Source organism: Streptomyces sp. NPDC043812 (assembly GCF_056436245.1).
This window is the reverse complement of sequence record NZ_JBWKCY010000014.1, coordinates 153125-172180: the sequence shown is the minus strand read 5'-3', so window position 1 is coordinate 172180 and position 19056 is coordinate 153125. Positions and strand designations below refer to the sequence as shown.

Below are 19056 nucleotides of genomic sequence, written 5' to 3'. Positions count from 1 at the left end.
CTCCGGGTGATGAGTCAGGTGCCGCGGCGCCGGCCAAAGGCCCTGGTAGCTCCGCTGCGTGAACTTCCGGCCGCCTTCCGGCCGCACGTACCGCACGATGCTCCTCATCGGGCAGTCATCACCGGTCGCGGCACTAGGGTGGAGCCATGAGTAGCTTGCGCGGACGGGGTACGGCCGACGGCCTGCCGGAGTGGGACCGCTGTGCGGTCATGGGAGTCGTCAATGTGACACCCGACTCCTTCTCCGACGGAGGCCGCTGGTTCGACACCACGGCCGCGATCAAGCGCGGACTCGACCTCGTCGCCGAGGGCGCCGATCTCGTCGACGTCGGCGGCGAGTCGACCCGGCCGGGGGCCACCCGGGTCGACGAGGCCGAGGAACTGCGCCGGGTCGTCCCCGTAGTGCGCGGGCTCGCGGCCGAGGGCGTCGTCGTCTCCGTCGACACCATGCGCGCCTCGGTCGCCGAGCAGGCAGTCGCCGCCGGCGCCGTGCTCGTCAACGACGTCAGCGGCGGTCTCGCCGACCCGCGCATGGTCCCGGCGGTCGCCGACACCGGCGCGCCGTTCGTCGTCATGCACTGGCGCGGCTTCAGCGAGGACATGAACAGCCGGGCGCTGTACCGCGACGTCGTCGCCGAGGTCGTCGCCGAACTGCGGGTACGTGTGGAGGCCGTCGTCGACGGCGGCATCGCGCCCGAGCGGATCGTCGTCGACCCGGGACTCGGCTTCGCCAAGATGGCCGAGCACGACCTCGCGCTCGTCGCCCACCTCGAACAGCTGCGGGCCCTCGGGCGTCCCGTCCTGGTCGCCGCCTCCCGCAAGCGGTTCCTCGGGCATGTGCTCGCCAAGGAGGGCGCCACGCCCCCCGCCAGGGAACGCGACGCGGCGACCGCCGCCGTCTCGGCCATCGCTGCCCACGAGGGCGCCTGGGCGGTCCGGGTGCACGAGGTGCGCGCAACGGCGGACGCCGTCCGCGTCGCACGGGCCGTCGAGGGCGCCCGGTGAACCCCACCGACATCGAACGGGTCGAAACGGCCAACACCGCCTTCTACGAGGCGATGGAGCAGGGCGATTTCGAGGAGCTCTCCGCCCTCTGGCTCGACGAGGAGATCTCCTGCATCCACCCCGGCTGGCCCGTCCTGACGGGCCGCGGTGAAGTGCTCCGCTCGTACGCGCTGATCATGGCGAACACGGAGTACATCCAGTTCTTCCTCACCGACGTGAAGGTGAACGTGGTCGGTGACACGGCCCTCGTGACATGCACCGAGAACATCCTCAGCGGCGGACCCTCCGAGAAGGCGGGCGAGCTCGGGCCGCTCGTCGGACAGCTGGTCGTGGCCACCAATGTGTTCCGTCGCACATCCGACGGCTGGAAGATCTGGTCACACCACGGATCGCCCGTACTGATGGAAACCGACGGCGAAGAGGACGAGGAAAGCCCCTCATAAGTGGGTAAGCGCCCAGCAGGGGATTGGTGTCCCCCTGCGTCGGGTATACGCGCGCCTACCAGCCTCACGCGGTCCTGTCCACGGCACCCGTGGGCACGTCCTGTCGGCGCCCGCAGGTAGATTCGCATGCGGGCACCGCGCCACCCGCACGTGGCCGGGAGCCCGCATCCCGCTAGTACAGAAAGCAGGAGTGATTCGCGTGGATCGTGTCGCGCTGCGCGGCCTCAAGGCCCGTGGGCACCACGGCGTCTTCCCCCGGGAGCGGGAGGAGGGCCAGACTTTCATCGTCGATCTGGTGCTCAGCCTGGACACCCGCCCGGCGGCCGCTGACGACGACCTGGCGAAGACCGTGCACTACGGCGTGGTGGCGGAGGAGGTCGTCGCGGTCGTGGAGGGCGAGCCGGTCGACCTGATCGAGACGCTGGCCGAGCGCATCGCTCAGCAGTGCCTCAAGCACGACGGCGTCGAGGAGGTCGAGGTGGTGGTGCACAAGCCGGACGCCCCCATCACGGTGCCCTTCGACGACGTGACCATCACGATCACCCGGAGCCGTGTATGAACCAGGCAGCGAGCGACCCGACCGTGCAACCGGTGCCCACCTCCGTGGTGGAGCAGGTGGACGCGGCCGACATCACCCTGTCCAACCCGAAACAGGCCGTGATCTCCCTCGGCTCCAACCTGGGCAACCGCATGGAGACCCTGCAGGGCGCCATCGACGCCCTGGAGGACACCCCCGGCCTGCGCGTCAAAGCGGTCTCCCCGGTCTACGAGACGGAACCGTGGGGCGTCGAGCCCGGCAGTCAGCCGTCGTACTTCAACGCGGTGGTTGTGATCAAGACCACCCTCCCGCCGTCCTCGCTCCTGGAGCGCGGCCAGGCCATCGAAGAGGCCTTCGACCGCGTCCGCGAAGAGCGCTGGGGCCCGCGCACGATCGACGTCGACATCGTGGCTTACGCGGATGTCGTCTCCGACGACCCCGCCCTCACGCTCCCCCATCCGCGCGCGCACCAGCGCGCCTTCGTGCTCGCCCCGTGGCACGACGTCCAGCCCGAGGCGCAGCTGCCGGGCCGCGGCCCGGTCGCCGAGCTGCTCGCCGGAGTCGGCGTCGCCGGTGTCCAGCCCCGCGGCGACCTGGAACTCCGTCTGCCCGAGTAGTCGTTAGGCTCGTACGGAACGACGATCGCGTCGCGCGGCGTGACAGGTGAAGGGCGGCCCACTCGGTGAAGCAACTACGGCTTGGTGTACTGGCCGGTCTCTTCGCCGCGGCCGGGGTCCTCTCCTGGGGCGGCGCCCGCCTGTGGGACTCCCTGGGCACCCTGCCCAGCGTGCCGCTGGCCGCGCCGATCGTGCTCGCAGTCATCGCCGCCGTCCTCACGGCGACCGCGCTCTCGCTGCGCGCCCGGCTGAAGGCGCAGCGGGAGCGCCGGCCCGGCGCGAAGGGCGTGGAGCCGCTGATGGCGGCGCGCGCTGTGGTCTTCGGTCAGGCGAGCGCGCTGGTGGCGGCACTGGTGAGCGGTATGTACGGCGGCACCGGCGTGTACCTGCTCGGTTCGCTCGACATCCCCGCCCGCCGGGACCAGGCGATCTACGCCGGTTTCTCGGTGGTGGCCGGCATCGCCGTGGTCGCGGCCGCGTTCTTCCTGGAGCGGGTCTGCAAGCTCCCCGAGGACGGGGACGACGACCACGACACGACGGCCCGGGCGGCCTGACCCCACCTTCACAGAGTTCGGGCCCGGCCGGGACGGCCGGGCCCGGGCCCGCATGCGCTCACGGCAGGGTGACGACCGGGGCTGCCAGGACCGCAGTCAGCCGCTGCTGCACGTCCTTCGAGCGCTCCACCCGGCCCGCGGCCGGTTCACCTCGAACTGCGCGGGCATACCGCTGCCGGAGATCGGCACACATGCCCGTCCTGGTGCGGCAGCCATGCCGCCCACACCGGGCTCCCGGGCCGCGGCGAGCAGCCCGTTCTTCGTCAACTCCCATACAGAACACGGGAGTTGATCTGCCTACGGACGATCAGTGCGCCATGATGAGGCTCATTGCCTCGTTGCGGGTCGCCACGTCCCGCAGCTGCCCGCGCACCGCCGAGGTGATCGTCTTGGCACCGGGCTTGCGAATGCCGCGCATCGACATGCACATGTGCTCGCACTCGACGACGACGATGACACCGCGCGGCTCGAGGATCTCCATGAGCGAGTCCGCTATCTGTGTGGTCATCCGCTCCTGGACCTGCGGCCGGCGGGCGTAGACGTCCACCAGCCGGGCCAGCTTCGACAGGCCCGTGATCTTTCCGCTGGTCGAGGGGATGTAGCCGACGTGCGCCACGCCTCGGAAGGGGACCAGGTGATGTTCACAGGTGCTGTACACCTCGATGTCCTTGACGAGGACCATCTCGTCGTGGCCGAGGTCGAATGTCGTCGTGAGCACATCCGCCGGATGCTGCCGAAGGCCCGCGAATATCTCCCGGTAGGCCCGTGCCACCCGGGCCGGAGTCTCCCGCAGGCCCTCGCGGTCCGGGTCCTCGCCCACCGCCAGAAGCAGCTCGCGTACGGCGTCCTCCGCCCGCTTCTCGTCGAACTCGGCGATCGAACGCTCGCCGTCCAGCGTCACCGGGTCGGTCATCTGTGCCTCGTTCCTGTGTGCTCGAGCTGCGGACATACGAAAATGCCGCGTCCCTCAGGCTAAAACCTGGGGGACGCGGCATTCATTCCGGGGCTCCGAGCCGTCACCGGGGGCCGTGAGGCCCGGGGCTCAGGCCTCGGGACGCTCCTCGGGGACCGCCTCGGCCGGAGCCTTGGTCACATCGGTCACCGTGGGGCCCGCGCCGTTGGCCGCACCGTTGGTCAGCGCGAGCTCCTTGGGGGAGAGCACCGGCGGGCGGGTGGACGGCGTGCGCCGGGAGGAACCGGTCCACGCCGGACGGGCCGGACGCTTCACGATCGGGGCGAAGATCTCGGCGATCTCCTCCTTGCCGAGCGTCTCCCTCTCCAGGAGCTGAAGGACCAGGTTGTCGAGAACGTCGCGGTTCTCGACGAGGATCTCCCAGGCCTCGTTGTGCGCGGTCTCGATGAGCTTCTTGACCTCTTCGTCGACGAGCGCGGCAACCTCTTCCGAGTAGTCGCGCGGGTGCGACATCTCCCGGCCCAGGAAGGGCTCGGAATTGTCGCCGCCGAACTTGATCGCACCCAGCCGCTCGGTCATGCCGTACTGCGTGACCATCGCGCGGGCCGTGGCAGTGGCCTTCTCGATGTCGTTGGCAGCGCCCGTGGTCGGGTCGTGGAAGACGAGCTCCTCCGCCGCGCGCCCGCCCAGCATGTACGCGAGCTGGTCGAGCATCTCGTTGCGGGTGGTGGAGTACTTGTCCTCCTCCGGAAGCACCATCGTGTAGCCGAGGGCCCGGCCGCGGGACAGGATCGTGATCTTGTGTACCGGGTCGGAGTTGGGCGAAGCCGCCGCGACCAGGGCGTGACCGCCCTCGTGGTACGCGGTGATCTTCTTCTCCTTGTCGGACATGATCCGGGTCCGCTTCTGCGGGCCCGCCACGACGCGGTCGATCGCCTCGTCCAGGGAGTGGTTGTCGATCAGCTTCTTGTCGCTGCGCGCAGTGAGCAGCGCGGCTTCGTTCAGCACGTTCGACAGGTCGGCGCCGGTGAAGCCGGGGGTGCGCCGGGCGACGGCGCCCAGGTCGACGTCCGGGGCGACCGGCTTGCCCTTCTGGTGGACCTTGAGGATCTCCAGACGGCCCTGCATGTCGGGACGGTCCACGGCGATCTGCCGGTCGAAACGGCCCGGGCGCAGCAGCGCCGGGTCGAGGATGTCGGGCCGGTTGGTGGCGGCGATCAGGATGACGCCGCCCTTCACGTCGAAGCCGTCCATCTCGACGAGCAGCTGGTTCAGCGTCTGCTCGCGCTCGTCGTGGCCGCCGCCGAGACCCGCACCGCGGTGCCGGCCGACGGCGTCGATCTCGTCGACGAAGACGATCGCCGGGGCGTTCGCCTTGGCCTGCTCGAACAGGTCGCGCACCCGGGAGGCACCGACACCGACGAACATCTCGACGAAGTCGGATCCGGAGATCGAGTAGAACGGGACGCCCGCCTCGCCCGCGACGGCGCGTGCGAGCAGGGTCTTGCCGGTGCCGGGCGGGCCGTAGAGCAGCACACCCTTGGGAATCTTGGCGCCGACTGCCTGGAACTTGGCGGGCTCCTGGAGGAACTCCTTGATCTCGTGGAGCTCCTCGACCGCTTCGTCGGAGCCTGCCACGTCCGAGAAGGTCGTCTTCGGGGTGTCCTTGGTGATGAGCTTGGCCTTGGACTTCCCGAAGTTCATGACGCGGGAGCCGCCGCCCTGCATCTGGTTCATCAGGAAGAGGAAGACCACGACGATGAGGACGAAGGGCAGCAGCGAGAGCAGCACCGAGACGAACGGGCTCTGCTTCGAGGGCGAGACCGTGTAACCCTTCTCGATCTCACCCGCCGCGAACTTCTCCTGCAGCTTGTCGGCCAGGTCGGCACCCTGGGTGCCGATGTAGCTGGCCTGCACCTTGGTGCCGCCGTCGACCTTCTGGCCTTCCTTGAGCTCGATCTTGATGATCTGCTCGTCACCTGTGGTCAGCTTTGCCTGCTTGACCTGGTTCTTGTCGATCGCCTGGACGACCTCGCCGGTGTCCACCGTCTTGTAGCCGCCGGACGAGCCGACGACCTGCATCAGCACGACCACGGCGAGGACGGCCAGCACGATCCACATGACCGGCCCACGGAAGTATCGCTTCACGTCCATCCATACGGAGCGAACTCGCCCCGTCCCTCCTGCCCGTAGGTAAATGCTGCTGAGTGACTGCTATGAGACTGCTATGGGAAAAGACAACTGTTCCTCGGACGGTACCTCAGCATCGTGACCGGCGACCGCCTTCCCTTGCTCCAACGGCGGAAAGGCGGTCCTGGTTCCCGACTCCTCAACCCCCGTAGACGTGGGGCGCGAGCGTGCCCACGAACGGGAGGTTGCGGTACTTCTCCGCGTAGTCCAGGCCGTATCCGACGACGAACTCGTTCGGGATGTCGAAGCCGATCCACTTCACGTCGATGGCGACCTTCGCGGCGTCCGGCTTGCGCAGCAGCGTGCAGACCTCGAGGGAGGCCGGCTCCCGGGAGCCGAGGTTGGTCAGCAGCCACGACAGGGTCAGACCCGAGTCGATGATGTCCTCGACGATCAGGACGTGCTTGCCCTTGATGTCGGTGTCCAGGTCCTTCAGGATCCGGACCACGCCCGACGACTGCGTGCCGGCGCCGTACGACGACACCGCCATCCAGTCCATGGTGACCGGGGTGGACAGCGCACGCGCGAGGTCCGCCATCACCATCACGGCGCCCTTGAGGACTCCGACGATGAGCAGGTCCTTGCCCGCGTACTCCGCGTCGATCTTCGCGGCCAGCTCGGCCAGCTTCGCGTCGATCTCTTCCTTGGTGATGAGCACCGACTGGAGGTCGTTGCCCATGTCCTTCTCGTTCACCCGCGTCGCTTTCTGTTCGGCGGTCAGCCTTGCCGAATGACCAGTCTGCCACCCTGCCGACGTGCCTCCACCCGGCCGGGCAGATTGATGGCCCGCTGGCCGCGCCATCCGGTGATCAGCCGGTCGACCTCTTCGACGTGCCGGGCGAAGAGCGAACCGGCGGGAGAGCCCGCCTCGATGACGGCTCTGCGCAGCACTCGGCGCCGTACGGCGGGGGGCAGGGCGAACAGTTTGGCGCACTCCAGCTCGCCGGATCCGGCACGCACTTCGGCCGCCGCGTCGGCGGCCCAGCTGTCGAGCGCGTCGGCGTCGTCGCGGGAGAGCTGGGCGGTACGTGCCAGGGCCTCGACGACTCCCTTGCCGAGCGCCTTCTCCAGGGCGGGCAGTCCCTCGTGGCGCAGCCGGGAGCGGGTGTAGGCCGGGTCGGCGTTGTGCGGGTCGTCCCAGACCGGCAGCGACTGGACCATGCAGGCCTTGCGGGCGGTCTGGCGATCGATCTGGAGGAAGGGGCGGCGGTAACGGCCGGCCGCCCCCGAGACGGCCGCCATGCCCGACAGGGAACGGATGCCGGAGCCTCGCGCGAGGCCCAGCAGGACGGTTTCGGCCTGGTCGTCGCGGGTGTGGCCGAGGAGCACGGCGACGGCGCCGAGTCGCTCGGCGGCTTCGTCGAGGGCGGCGTAGCGCGCGTCACGGGCGGCGGCCTCTGGCCCGCCCTCACGGCCCACGTGCACGGCGACGGCCTCGACGGGGTCGAGGTTCATGGCGGTGAGGCGGACGGCGACTTCGGCGGCACGGAGGTCGGAGCCGACCTGTAGGCCGTGGTCGACGGTGATGCCGCCGGCGCGGACGGGGAGCTTGCGGGCCTCGAAGGCGAGGGCCGAGGCGAGCGCCATGGAGTCGGCGCCGCCGGAGCAGGCCACGAGAACGAGCGGGGGCCTGTCGGCGGTCCTGGCGGCGAGGGCTCCGGGCGCGGCGAGGGAGGCGGCGCGGGCGGGGTCGGCAGAGTGCCCGGCAGGGACGGCGGTGTCGGTGTTCTCGGCGTGCTGTGTGAGTACTTCGTGGAGTGCGCGGCGGACCGCCAGGCGTATCGCCGCGACCGCAGGATGGGGACCCATGTCCGGTGCCCTTCGTGAAGTTCGGGAGGGGGGTGTCTCGGTCGAGTCGGAACGAGAGCGACAACAGATCAGTCACTCAGAGTGCGTCGATGGTGACAGAACCGAGCCAATACCCGAGCATTGCACGCCTACCCACTGCCTACGGTCCCTCGGACGGGTGATTGGAGGGGCGCCCTTCTGCCGTCACCCGCCCGCAGCTCACGACTCTGCTTTACGGTGCACCCTCGCGACCCAATCCGCCGGTTTGGCGATCTCCGCCTTGGTCGGGAGCGTATTGGGAGACGTCCAGACCCGGTTGAAACCATCCATGCCCACCTCCTGCACCACGGACCGCACGAAACGCTCCCCGTCCCGGTACTGCCGCAGCTTCGCGTCGAGGCCGAGCAGTTTGCGCAGGGCGAGGTCGAGCCGGCTCGCACCACGTGCCCTGCGCTGCTGGAACTTCTCCCTGATCTCCGCGACCGACGGCACGACGTCCGGCCCCACCCCGTCCATCACGAAGTCGGCGTGCCCCTCCAGGAGCGACATGACGGCGGTCAGCCGGCCGAGGATCTCGCGCTGCGCGGGCGTCTGGACCAGTTCGACGATCGAGCGGCCGCCGTCGTCCACCTCGCCCTCGGGGCGGGCACCGGCGAGGGACTGGGCGGCCTCCCGGAACCGTTCGAGAACGGTCATGGGATCGACGTCCGTCTCCCCCAGGAATGACTGGATCTCGCCCTCGAGATGGTCGCGCAGCCATGGCACACCGGTGAACTGGGTGCGGTGGGTCTCCTCGTGCAGACAGACCCAGAGCCTGAAGTCGTGCGGCTCGACCTCGAGTTCGCGCTCGACATGGACGATGTTCGGGGCGACGAGGAGGAGTCGGCCACCGCCGTTGCCGTTGCCGTTCGGGTCCGCGGGGTCTCCGGCGGGCAGGTCGCGGGCGGCGGGCGCGAAGGTCTCGTACTGCCCGAGGACCCGTGAGGCGAGGAACGACAGCAGCATGCCGAGCTCGACGCCCGTCACCTTGCCGCCGACCGCGCCGAGCACGGCCCCGCCCGGGGTGCCGGAGCGACGTTCCTGCATCTTGTCGAGGAGGGGGGCCAGCAGTTCGCGGAAGCCCGCGACGTTCGCCTTGATCCAGCCCGCCCGGTCCACGACGAGGACCGGGGTGTCCTGCGGCTGTGAACCCTCCGGGATCATCCGGGTGAAGGCGCGTACGTGTTCCTCGGAGGCCTTGGCGTGCCGGCGCAGCTCTGCGACGACGGCGCGCGCCTCGTCCCGGCTCACGTCGGGACCGGGCCGCACGAAGCGGGTCGCGGTCGCCGTGGCGAGGTTCCAGTCGACCATCTCGGCACCACCGATGCTCGTCATGCGTCAACCGTACGTTCTCGACGGCGGGTACGGAGAGGTGTTGGCGCCCGCCGCCCGGACCGGCAGGCGGACCGGGCGGTGGTCGGTTCACCTCGCGAGCGCGGCCGCCAGGCGGTCGAGGGCGGACTGCGCGGCGCCCCGCGAGGTGGTGTCGGCGGCGAGGAAGGCGAAGCCGAGGAGTCGGCCGCCCGGGGCAACGACGGTGCCCGCGAGGGTGTTGACCCCGGTGAGCGTGCCGGTCTTGGCGCGGACAAGGCCGGAGCCGGCGGAGTCCGAGAGGCGGTCCTCCAGGGTGCCGGTGAAGCCCGCGACCGGCAGGCCGGTGAGCACGGGGCGCAGTTCGGGATGTTCCCGGTCGGCGGCACGGGCGAGGAGGGCGGTGAGGAGCGCCGCGGAGACCTTGTCGTGGCGGTTCAGGCCGCTGCCGTCGGCGAACCGGGCGCCGTCCAGCGGCAGCTGGAGGCGTCGCAGCTGCGCGGCCACGGCCCGTCCGGCGCCGGCGGCGTCGGCCTTCGCCCCGGTCGCGACGGCGGTCTGGCGGGCGAGCGATTCGGCGATGTCGTTGTCGCTGGTGGTCAGCATCCGTTCGGCCATCGCGGACAGGGGCGCCGAGAGGACCTGGGCGAGCGGGACCGCCTTGGCGGCCGCGCGGCCGGAGGTCACTGTTCCGGTGATGCGCAGCCCACGTTCACTGAGCATGTCCGCGAACACCCTGGCCGCCTCCCCTGCCGGGTCGGACGTGCGGGTGGCGGCGCCGGTGCTCTTCGGGTCGTTCCGTCCCTGGTCGACCATCAGGGCGCTGATCGGGGCGATGTTGTCGTTGGGGCCGATGGGGTGCAGCAGCGGCCCGCGGTAGAGCGAGGTGTCGTAGGCGAGGCGGACGGTCGTGGCGCCGCGGTCGCGCAGGGCGCGGGCGGTGCGGTCGGCGAGAGTGGCCAGGCGGGCCCGGTCGAGGGTGGCGTCACCGCCGCCGACCAGAGTGATCTTCTCGGCCTCGGCGGTCGCGACGACGGTGGTGGGGATGCGGTGGTCCGCACCGAGTGCGGTCAGGGCTGCGACGGCCGTGGCGATCTTTACGGTGGACGCCGGGGTCATCGGGACCGTCGCGCCCTTCCCGTACAGCCGCTTCCCGGTGGTGAGGTCGACGACGCAGGCCGTGCGGACCGCGCCCAGGGCCGGGGCGTCGAGCAGTCGTCCCAGGGTCTTCGTCAGGTCGGCGGGAGGGGTCGCGGGCGCTTTCGCGGCCGTGGTCCGCGGGCCGCCCAGGGCGGTGAGCACGGGCGGAGCGCTGGGTGCGGGGGCGGGGCGCAGCGCCGCGGGCGGTTCGTGATGTGCGCCACCCGTGCGGCCGTGGGCCGCCGACCACTGCCGCTCGGCCTTACGCTGACCGGTGTCCCAAGGTCCTGCCGCGGCCACCGCCACGGCGGACAGGGCAAGACCTGCGAGGGTCGCGCCCGCTGCGAGTTGCCACGTCCTGACCTTCGGCACCCCGCACCAGCCCCTTTCGCGATCACTCATGTGCGTGAGGGACACTTAATCACCAGAACTGCGTCTTGCCGCGAGCATGGCACCCGGTCACACCAGCACCCTTCGGCTGGGGGCCAGGGGGCCGTCCCCGGGAGGGCACAGCATCCAGACGTATGTGTTGATCATGGAGGAGCCACCCGTGGAGTTCGACGTCACCATCGAGATCCCGAAGGGTTCGCGGAACAAGTACGAGGTGGACCACGAGACCGGTCGGATCCGCCTGGACCGTCGACTCTTCACCTCGACCAGCTACCCGGCCGACTACGGCTTCGTCGAGAACACCCTCGGCGAGGACGGCGACCCGCTGGACGCGCTGGTCATCCTTGACGAGCCGACCTTCCCCGGCTGCCTGATCAAGTGCCGCGCCATCGGCATGTTCCGGATGACGGACGAGGCCGGCGGCGACGACAAGCTGCTGTGCGTCCCCGCCTCCGACCCGCGTGTGGAGCACCTGCGCGACATCCACCACGTGTCCGAGTTCGACCGCCTGGAGATCCAGCACTTCTTCGAGGTCTACAAGGACCTGGAGCCCGGCAAGTCCGTCGAGGGCGCCAACTGGGTCGGCCGCACCGAGGCCGAGGCCGAGATCGAGGCCTCCTACAAGCGCCTCGAGGCGCAGGGCGGCGCGCACTGACGCGCTGCTCCTCGAGCACCTGACGCGGGCGGGACACTTCGGTGTCCCGCCCGCGTCGCGTGCCACCCCTTGTCCGTGCCCATACTGGGCAGGAGCGCCGGACACAGGGCTGGTACGAGAGGGAGCGAGGACAGCGAGTGGTGGCGGAGCCCGAGGGTCCGGAAGACCGGAAGCCTCAGTCCGACGAGGCGCACAGCGCGTTCGCTCCGCCTGCGGGCTTGGAGCAGCACGAGGCACCCGAAGAGGACCATCCGAGTTCGGAGTTCGCCGTTCCCGACGGGCTGGTCCCGGAGCCGCCCGCGGAGCCGGAGGGGTCCGCGTTCGCCCCGCCCAGCGTCTACAGCGCGAAGACCTCGCCGCCCGCGTTCACCCCGGCGCACGGCATGCCCGTCGTCCGGCTCACCAAGACCGCGCCCTGGCAGGACCGGATGCGCGCGATGCTGCGGATGCCGGTGGGCGAGCGGCCCGTGCCGGAGGCGGCACACCGGCAGGGCGAGGCCGGTCCGGCCGTGCCCCGCGTGCTCGACCTGACGCTGCGTATCGGGGAGCTGCTGCTCGCGGGCGGGGAGGGCGCCGAGGACGTCGAGGCGGCCATGTTCGCCATTTCGCACGCGTACGGCCTCGACCGCTGCGAGCCGACCGTGACGTTCACGCTGCTGTCGATCACCTATCAGCCGTCCCTGGTCGACGACCCGGTGACGGCCAACCGCACGGTGCGCCGCCGCGCTACCGACTACACCCGGCTCGCGGCGGTCTACCGGCTGGTCCACGACATCAGCGTCGAGGAGTCGGACATCACGCTGGAGGAGGCGTACCGGCGCCTCGCGGAGATCCGCCGTAACCGGCACCCGTATCCCGGCTGGGCGCTCACCCTGGCCGGCGGTCTGCTGGCCGGGGCGGCCTCCGTGCTGGTCGGCGGCGACCTCCTGGTGTTCCTGGCGGCGGCGGTCAGCGCGATGCTCGGTGACCGGCTGGCCTGGATGTGCGCCGGGCGGGGGCTGCCGGAGTTCTACCAGTTCGTCGGGGCGGCCATGCCGCCCGCCGCGGTGGGTGTGGCGCTGACCCTTTCACCGCTGGAGGTGCGGGCGTCGGCGGTGATCACCGGTGGGCTGTTCGCGCTGATCCCGGGGCGGGCGCTCGTCGCCGGTGTGCAGGACGGGCTGACGGGCTTCTACATCACGGCGGCCGCCCGGCTGCTGGAGGTCGGCTATCTGGTGGTCGGCATCGTCGTGGGTGTCCTGAGCGTGCTCTATCTCGGCTTCGCGCTGGACGCGGGGCTCCAGCCGGAGACCGCGATCCACAGTGTGGAGCGGCCGGTGGCGCAGACACTGGCCGCGATGGCACTCTCCCTGTGCTTCGCCGTCCTGCTGCAGCAGGAACGCAACACGGTGCTGCTCGTGACCTTCAACGGCGGGGTCGCCTGGGTCGTCTACGGGGCGCTCGCGGATGTCGCCGAGGCCTCGCCGGTCGCCGCCACCGCGGCCGCGGCCGGTCTGGTGGGCCTGTTCGGCCAGATGCTGTCGCGCTACCGGTTCGCGTCGGCCCTGCCCTACGTCACCGCCGCGATCGGGCCGCTGCTGCCCGGCAGCGCGACGTACTTCGGGCTGCTGTCGATCGCCAGGGGCGAGCTGAACACGGGGCTGGCCTCGCTGAGCAAGGCAGCGGCACTGGCGCTGGCCATCGCGATCGGGGTGAACCTGGGTGCGGAGATCTCCCGGCTGTTCCTCCGGGTGCCGGGGATCGCCGGTGCGCCGGGCGAGCAGACTCCCGGCGGACGCCGGGCGGCGAAGCGGACGCGCGGCTTCTGACAGGCGGCTTCCGGGAGGCCGACGACAGGCCGGAGGAGCTCAGCGCTTGGCGTGGCGCCCGCGCTGGGCCGGCGGCACGTCGTTGCCGGAGGCGGCCCCTTCGACGGCCTCCTTCTTGTTCTTCGAGCGGGCCCGCAGGAACTCGATCGCGATCGGCAGCACCGAGATCAGGACGATCAGGATGAGGATCGCCTCGATGTGCTTGTGCACGAAGTCGACCTTGCCGAGCGCCGCCCCGAGCAGCGTGACACCGGCGCCCCAGAGCACACCGCCGATGATGTTGAACGTGATGAACGAGCGGTAGTTCATCCTGCTCACACCGGCGATGATCGGCGTGAATGTCCGCACGATGGGCACGAAGCGGGCCAGGACCAGCGACTTCGGGCCGTACTTTTCGAAGAACTCGTGGGCCTTCTCGACGTTCTCCTGCTTGAAGAGGCGGGAGTCCGGGCGCTTGAAGAGGGCGGGGCCGACCTTGCGGCCGAAGAGATAGCCGACCTGGTCGCCGAGGATCGCCGCGAGGACGACCAGCACGCACACGAGCCACAGCGGGGCGTCCAGCGCACCCGTGGTGACCAGCAGGCCGGTGGTGAACAGCAGCGAGTCCCCGGGGAGGAAGAAGCCGATCAGCAGGCCGGACTCGGCGAAGACGATGACGAGCACACCGATCAGCCCGAACGTCCCGATCAGGTAGTCCGGGTCCAGCCAGCTCGGTCCGAGCGCAAGGGTGTTCACGAGGTCCGGGCTCCTGAGTCGATAGTGGGTCGATCGTCGATCGCGTCGGCGTGTTCGGCCGCACAGAGGGCGGGTCCGCCGCCCAAATTTACCAACGGCCCGAGGCGTCGCCGCGTTCCACCGGTCCGCTCAGGATGCACTGTGCCGGGGCTGGGGCAAAGCTGTGCCCGGGGGGACCCCACGGCGGTCGTACGGAAGGTGGACAGGAATGGGCATCGAGGACTACGGCGGCGGACAGAGCTCCGGCACGGACGTCATGGTCGTGACCACGAACGACGTGCCCGGATTCCAGGTGCAGCAGGTGATCGGGGAGGTCTTCGGGCTGACGGTCCGCTCACGGCATCTGGGCAGCCAGATCGGCGCGGGACTGAAGTCGATGGTCGGCGGCGAGCTGAAGGGGCTGACCAAGACGCTGGTCGAGACCCGCAACCAGGCCATGGAGCGGCTGATCGAGCAGGCCCGGGCCCGGGGCGCGAACGCGGTGCTGGCGTTCCGCTTCGATGTGACGGAGGCGGCCGACGTGGGCACCGAGGTGTGCGCGTACGGCACCGCGGCCGTGGTCGCCCGTGTCTGACCCGGTGGTCCGGGCCCGTACGGCGGACGCCGTACGGGCCGGACCTGTCACACGTGGCGGATGGCGTTGGCGAGGATCGCGTCCCGCAGGTAGGCCGCCACACCCGGCTTCGCCTTGTCGATGTTGCGGGTGTACCGCTCGTCCGTGACGAACATCTCGGCGAGACACGTGTGCATCTCGTACGAGCACTCGTAGTGGTTGCCGCTGATCCACCGGCGGTGCGCCTCCGCCGCGTCCATCGCCGCCTCGGACTCCGGTTCCTCGCCGGCCTCCATCAGCTCCACGAACCGGCGGGTGATCGCCTCCGCCTGCTGCTGGATCCGCTGCCAGTCCTCCTTCGTGTACGAGGCGGTGCGCCGCTGCGACTCCTTGTACGCGTCGGTGCCGCCCCAGCGCTGCTCGGTCTCCTCCGCGTACTCGTCCGGGTCGAAGTCTCCGAAGACCTCGAACTTCTCCTCTGGGGTGAGATTGATGCCCATCTGCTTCGCCTCCATGGCTCGCTCCACGGCCGCGGCCATCTCCTGGAGCTTGGTGATCCGGGCGGACAGCAGCTCGTGCTGCCGCCGCAGGTGCGCCTGCGGGTCCGCGTCCGGGTCGTCCAGGAGTGCCGCCACCTCGTCGAGCGGAAAGCCGAGCTCCCGGTAGAACAGGATCTGCTGCAGCCGGTCCAGGTCGGCGTCGTCGTACCGCCGGTGACCCGCATGGCTGCGGCCGCTCGGGCTCAGCAGCCCGATCTCGTCGTAGTGGTGCAGCGTGCGCACCGTGACCCCGGCGAAACCGGCGACCTGTCCCACGGACCAGCTCATGGCCTGCGCTCCTTCGTTCGTGACGCGTCCCAGGCTGCTGCCTCACGTTGCGTGAGGTGCAAGCCCGTATAAGCCTGAGACCTATGGCACTTCACAAGGGCGCGACCGACGCCGACGAGCGGGACCAGGACCGGAACAGGCTGTCGCTCAACCCGTTCTTCGGGGCGGCCGACCCGGTCAGCGGAATGACGGCGGCGCCTCCCACGCACCGTCTCCCGGACGGCCCGCTGCCGCCCCACGCCGCGTATCAGCTGGTGCACGACGAACTGATGCTCGACGGGAACTCCCGGCTGAACCTCGCCACCTTCGTCACCACCTGGATGGAGCCCCAGGCGGCGGTGCTGATGGGAGAGTGCCGGGACAAGAACATGATCGACAAGGACGAGTACCCGCGGACGGCCGAGCTGGAGCGCCGTTGCGTGGCCATGCTCGCGGATCTGTGGCACGCGCCGGATCCGGCGACCGCGGTGGGCTGCTCGACGACCGGGTCGAGCGAAGCCTGCATGCTCGCCGGGATGGCGCTGAAGAGGCGGTGGGCGAAGCGGAACGCCGACCGCTATCCCGCGAGCGCCCGCCCCAATCTCGTCATGGGCGTCAACGTCCAGGTGTGCTGGGACAAGTTCTGCAACTTCTGGGAGGTGGAACCGCGGCTCGTGCCGATGGAGGGCGAGCGCTTCCATCTCGACCCGCAGGCTGCGGTCGATCTCTGCGACGAGAACACCATCGGCGTCGTCGCGGTGCTCGGCTCGACGTTCGACGGGTCGTACGAACCGGTCGCGGAGGTCTGCTCGGCGCTGGACGCCCTCCAGGAGCGCACCGGCCTCGACATCCCCGTCCATGTGGACGGTGCGTCCGGCGCGATGGTGGCGCCGTTCCTCGACGAGGACCTGGTGTGGGACTTCCGGCTGCCGCGGGTGTCCTCGATCAACACGTCCGGGCACAAGTACGGGCTGGTCTATCCCGGGGTCGGCTGGGCGCTGTGGCGCTCGCCCGACGATCTGCCCGAGGAGCTCGTCTTCCGGGTCAACTACCTCGGCGGTGACATGCCGACCTTCGCGCTCAACTTCTCCCGGCCGGGGGCGCAGGTCGTGGCGCAGTACTACACGTTCCTGCGGCTGGGCCGCGACGGCTACCGGGCTGTCCAGCAGACCGCGCGGGACATCGCGCAGAGGCTCGCCCGGCGGATCGAGGAGCTGGGCGACTTCCGGCTTCTGACGCACGGCGACCAGTTGCCGGTGTTCGCCTTCACGACCGCGCCGGACGTCACGAGCTTCGACGTCTTCGACGTGTCGCGGCGACTGCGCGAGCGGGGCTGGCTGGTGCCCGCGTACACGTTCCCCGCCGATCGGGAGGATCTGTCGGTGCTGCGGATCGTGTGCCGCAACGGGTTCTCGGAGGACCTGGCGGAGCTGCTGCTGGCGGATCTGCGGCAATTGCTGCCCGAACTGCGCGCACAGTCCGGCCCGCTGGACAAGGACGCATCGGCGGTGACGGCGTTCCACCACTGAGTGCTAACGGGTGTCGCCTTCGTGGGACTCGCCCGTCGCGTACGGGTTCTCCTGGCCCTCGGCGAGGATGCCGACGAACGGTTCACCCTCGCCGGCGAAGGTGTACGCCCCGGCCTCGATCCGCCGGACGAGCCCCCGGGTCCATTCCGCGCCGAACTCGGCGGAGGAGACCCACAGGTTCATGATCTCGCCGATGTGGCCGAGCGACTCCGGGCCCTCCTCGGGCGTGTAGTAATCGGTGACGGAGGTCCGCCACTCCTCCAGCCCGCGCACGCGTGCCGTCAGCAGCTCGACGGCTTCCGCGCGCGGCAGGTCGACGATGAAGCCCACGCCCGCCGTGAGCACGTCCGTCTTCTGGTCGTGTGCGGTGAGGGATGCACGCAGCAGCGCGAAGAACTCCTCGGTGCCCCGCTCGGTGATCTCGTACTCGGTGCGGGGCGGCCCGCCGGCCGTCGAGGGCGCGATCTCGTGCGCATGCAGCAGTCCCTGCTTCGCCATCTGTTTGAGCGCGTGGTAGATCGAGCCGGGCTTGGCGTTGGACCACTCGTGCGCGCCCCAGTACTCGAGGTCGTTGCGGATCTGGTAGCCGTGCGCCCGGCCGTGCTGGCGTACGGCCCCGAGGACGAGCAGACGGATTGCCGACATCGGCCGGGACCCCTTTCTATTCAACTTTGACTAGACTACTCGGCATGACCGAGAAGACCATCCCGATCCTCCCGTGCCGGACGATCCAGCCGGTCGTCGAGTTCTACACCGCCCTCGGCTTCGAGACGACGTTCCTCCAAAAGAGCCCGTACGCGTACGCCGTCGTCGAGCGCGGCCCCCTCCAGCTGCAGTTCTTCGGCATGAAGCAGTACGAGCCCGGCGGCTCCTACTCCGGCTGCTACATCTTCACGGACGACGTCGACTCCCTCTACGAGACCTTCCGCGCGGGACTCAAGGAGGCGTACGGAAGGATTCCCCAGCGCGGCCTGCCCCGCATCGGACCGCTGAAGGACATGACCTACGGGGTGCGGCAGTTCCTGCTGACCGACCCTGGCGGCAACACGCTGCGTATCGGCCAGCAGGTCGACGAGGACCTGAACCACCGGCCGGCCCCGAAGGAGACGTTCGCCAGGGCCCTGCACATGGCCGATCTGTTCGCCGACTCCAAGCAGGATCTGCCCGGCGCGGCGCGGATCATCGACCGGGTACTGCGCCTGGACGACGAGCAGCCGACTCCCGTGCAGCTTCTGCGGCTGCTCGTCCTGCGCGGCGACATCGCCCGGCGGCTCGGCGACGAACCGCTCGCCGGGGAGATACTGGTGAGGGCGGCCGGGCTGGAACTCACCGCCCAGGAGCGGGAGTCGGCGCGGGACGCCCTGGGCCGGCTCGACGAACTGACCCGGGGGGAGTCCTGAGGCGCCGCCCGACCGGCGTCATCAGCCCTGGCCGCTCTCGATCGCCACCAGGTCGAACGCGCCTTTGCCGTCCAGCGATTCACGGATGATGTCCGCGTGGCCGGCGTGCCGGCCGATCTCCTCGACCAGGTGCAGCATCAGCCAGCGCATGGAGACCCTGCCCTCCTTCGGGAACCAGGGGGCCTCGGGCAGCGGGAAGGTGTCGTCCAGGCTCGGCACCGAGCGGACGAACTCCTCCGTCTCCTTGGCGACGGAGGCCCAGAAGTCCAGCATTGCGGGGATCGTCTCGCCGTCGACGAGCCGGAAGCTGTCGCCCCAGGTGCCCTCGTCCCGCTGCTTCTCGTTCGGCCTCTGCTGCGCCATGCGCAGCCAGTTCAGCTCCGCCTCCGCGACGTGCTTGAGGAGTCCGGACAGGGTCAGTTCACTCGTGCTCGGGCGGCTCGCGGCCTGCTCCTCGGTCAGCCCAGCACCGAGCGGCGGATCGCGCCGCGCTGCGCCTCGACGAAGGAGATGAGGGCGCCGCGCTCGTCGCCGTGGGCCTCTGAGGGAACGTGGGTGACCATGGGGTCCGCCTTCTGGTCCGCGGGAGGGGCTTCTCCCCTTCCGACACGGAACACGCTACGAGCCCTTGCGGACAGCTTCT

General features: G+C 70.1%; 20 protein-coding genes and 1 pseudogene. 10 read left to right on the top strand and 11 right to left on the bottom strand.

Annotation, left to right across the window (positions count from 1 at the left end; translation table 11 throughout):
- Window positions 1-146: 146 nt before the first annotated feature.
- From folP to AC067Z_RS21720, 5 genes are all read left to right on the top strand, one after another.
- Entirely contained in the window at window positions 147-1004 is an 858-nt protein-coding gene (gene folP, locus AC067Z_RS21740) for a dihydropteroate synthase (RefSeq protein ID WP_478791207.1), read from the top strand.
- Entirely contained in the window at window positions 1001-1447 is a 447-nt protein-coding gene (locus tag AC067Z_RS21735) for a nuclear transport factor 2 family protein (RefSeq protein ID WP_478791206.1), read from the top strand. The genes folP and AC067Z_RS21735 overlap by 4 nt, the downstream gene beginning before the upstream one ends.
- A gap of 199 nt (window positions 1448-1646) precedes the next feature.
- The gene (folB, locus tag AC067Z_RS21730) at window positions 1647-2006 is read left to right on the top strand and encodes a dihydroneopterin aldolase (RefSeq protein ID WP_478791205.1); all 360 of its coding nucleotides are present in this window, start codon (window positions 1647-1649) and stop codon (window positions 2004-2006) included.
- Window positions 2003-2602 (top strand): 2-amino-4-hydroxy-6-hydroxymethyldihydropteridine diphosphokinase, encoded by a 600-nt coding sequence (gene folK, locus AC067Z_RS21725; RefSeq protein ID WP_478791204.1) that lies wholly within the window; start codon window positions 2003-2005, stop codon window positions 2600-2602. The genes folB and folK overlap by 4 nt, the downstream gene beginning before the upstream one ends.
- A 65-nt stretch (window positions 2603-2667) precedes the next feature.
- A complete protein-coding gene (locus tag AC067Z_RS21720; protein ID WP_478791203.1) occupies window positions 2668-3156 on the top strand; it encodes a DUF3180 domain-containing protein in 489 nt (162 codons plus the stop codon).
- A gap of 58 nt (window positions 3157-3214) precedes the next feature.
- Here AC067Z_RS21720 and AC067Z_RS21715 read toward each other — a convergent pair whose 3' ends face one another.
- The 7 genes from AC067Z_RS21715 to dacB all read right to left on the bottom strand — a co-directional run bounded on the left by AC067Z_RS21715 (window position 3215) and on the right by dacB (window position 10939).
- Window positions 3215-3349 carry a hypothetical protein gene (locus AC067Z_RS21715; RefSeq protein WP_478791202.1) on the bottom strand — a complete coding sequence of 45 codons (135 nt, stop codon included), beginning with the start codon at window positions 3347-3349 and terminating at the stop codon, window positions 3215-3217.
- A gap of 114 nt (window positions 3350-3463) precedes the next feature.
- Window positions 3464-4069, bottom strand: a complete 606-nt coding sequence (gene folE / locus AC067Z_RS21710; protein ID WP_478791201.1) for a GTP cyclohydrolase I FolE — start codon at window positions 4067-4069, stop codon at window positions 3464-3466.
- A gap of 129 nt (window positions 4070-4198) precedes the next feature.
- Entirely contained in the window at window positions 4199-6223 is a 2025-nt protein-coding gene (ftsH, locus tag AC067Z_RS21705; protein WP_478791200.1) for an ATP-dependent zinc metalloprotease FtsH, read from the bottom strand.
- 175 nt (window positions 6224-6398) lie between these two features.
- Window positions 6399-6938 carry a hypoxanthine phosphoribosyltransferase gene (gene hpt / locus AC067Z_RS21700; RefSeq protein WP_478791262.1) on the bottom strand — a complete coding sequence of 180 codons (540 nt, stop codon included), beginning with the start codon at window positions 6936-6938 and terminating at the stop codon, window positions 6399-6401.
- Between the two features lie 38 nt (window positions 6939-6976).
- Window positions 6977-8068, bottom strand: coding sequence for a tRNA lysidine(34) synthetase TilS (tilS, locus tag AC067Z_RS21695; RefSeq protein ID WP_478791199.1), 1092 nt, complete (start codon window positions 8066-8068; stop codon window positions 6977-6979).
- Between the two features lie 198 nt (window positions 8069-8266).
- On the bottom strand, window positions 8267-9421 hold the full coding sequence (locus AC067Z_RS21690; protein WP_478791198.1) for a zinc-dependent metalloprotease: 1155 nt from the start codon (window positions 9419-9421) through the stop codon (window positions 8267-8269).
- Between the two features lie 87 nt (window positions 9422-9508).
- Window positions 9509-10939: a D-alanyl-D-alanine carboxypeptidase/D-alanyl-D-alanine endopeptidase gene (gene dacB, locus AC067Z_RS21685; RefSeq protein WP_478791197.1), complete on the bottom strand. Its 1431-nt coding sequence runs from the start codon at window positions 10937-10939 to the stop codon at window positions 9509-9511.
- 148 nt (window positions 10940-11087) lie between these two features.
- Here dacB and AC067Z_RS21680 point away from each other — a divergent pair, with 148 nt between their 5' ends.
- Both AC067Z_RS21680 and AC067Z_RS21675 read left to right on the top strand, forming a co-directional pair.
- Complete coding sequence (locus tag AC067Z_RS21680) at window positions 11088-11582, top strand: inorganic diphosphatase (protein WP_108151010.1); 495 nt, start codon at window positions 11088-11090, stop codon at window positions 11580-11582.
- A gap of 137 nt (window positions 11583-11719) precedes the next feature.
- A complete protein-coding gene (locus tag AC067Z_RS21675; RefSeq protein ID WP_478791196.1) occupies window positions 11720-13390 on the top strand; it encodes a threonine/serine exporter family protein in 1671 nt (556 codons plus the stop codon).
- A gap of 39 nt (window positions 13391-13429) precedes the next feature.
- Here the strand turns inward: AC067Z_RS21675 and AC067Z_RS21670 are convergent, their stop codons facing one another.
- The gene (locus AC067Z_RS21670) at window positions 13430-14125 is read right to left on the bottom strand and encodes a DedA family protein (protein WP_478791195.1); all 696 of its coding nucleotides are present in this window, start codon (window positions 14123-14125) and stop codon (window positions 13430-13432) included.
- A gap of 208 nt (window positions 14126-14333) precedes the next feature.
- Between AC067Z_RS21670 and AC067Z_RS21665 the strand changes: the two genes are divergently transcribed.
- A complete protein-coding gene (locus AC067Z_RS21665) occupies window positions 14334-14699 on the top strand; it encodes a YbjQ family protein (protein ID WP_478791194.1) in 366 nt (121 codons plus the stop codon).
- A gap of 47 nt (window positions 14700-14746) precedes the next feature.
- Here the strand turns inward: AC067Z_RS21665 and AC067Z_RS21660 are convergent, their stop codons facing one another.
- Window positions 14747-15505 (bottom strand): MerR family transcriptional regulator, encoded by a 759-nt coding sequence (locus tag AC067Z_RS21660; RefSeq protein ID WP_478791193.1) that lies wholly within the window; start codon window positions 15503-15505, stop codon window positions 14747-14749.
- Window positions 15506-15588: 83 nt separating this feature from the next.
- Here AC067Z_RS21660 and gad point away from each other — a divergent pair, with 83 nt between their 5' ends.
- Entirely contained in the window at window positions 15589-17013 is a 1425-nt protein-coding gene (gene gad / locus AC067Z_RS21655; RefSeq protein WP_478791192.1) for a glutamate decarboxylase, read from the top strand.
- A gap of 3 nt (window positions 17014-17016) precedes the next feature.
- Here the strand turns inward: gad and AC067Z_RS21650 are convergent, their stop codons facing one another.
- Window positions 17017-17658 carry a PadR family transcriptional regulator gene (locus AC067Z_RS21650; protein WP_478791191.1) on the bottom strand — a complete coding sequence of 214 codons (642 nt, stop codon included), beginning with the start codon at window positions 17656-17658 and terminating at the stop codon, window positions 17017-17019.
- Window positions 17659-17702: 44 nt separating this feature from the next.
- Here AC067Z_RS21650 and AC067Z_RS21645 point away from each other — a divergent pair, with 44 nt between their 5' ends.
- The gene (locus tag AC067Z_RS21645; RefSeq protein ID WP_478791190.1) at window positions 17703-18413 is read left to right on the top strand and encodes a bleomycin resistance protein; all 711 of its coding nucleotides are present in this window, start codon (window positions 17703-17705) and stop codon (window positions 18411-18413) included.
- A 21-nt stretch (window positions 18414-18434) separates the two neighbouring features.
- Here AC067Z_RS21645 and AC067Z_RS21640 read toward each other — a convergent pair.
- Window positions 18435-18976, bottom strand: a pseudogene (locus AC067Z_RS21640) (DinB family protein).
- Window positions 18977-19056 lie beyond the last annotated feature (80 nt).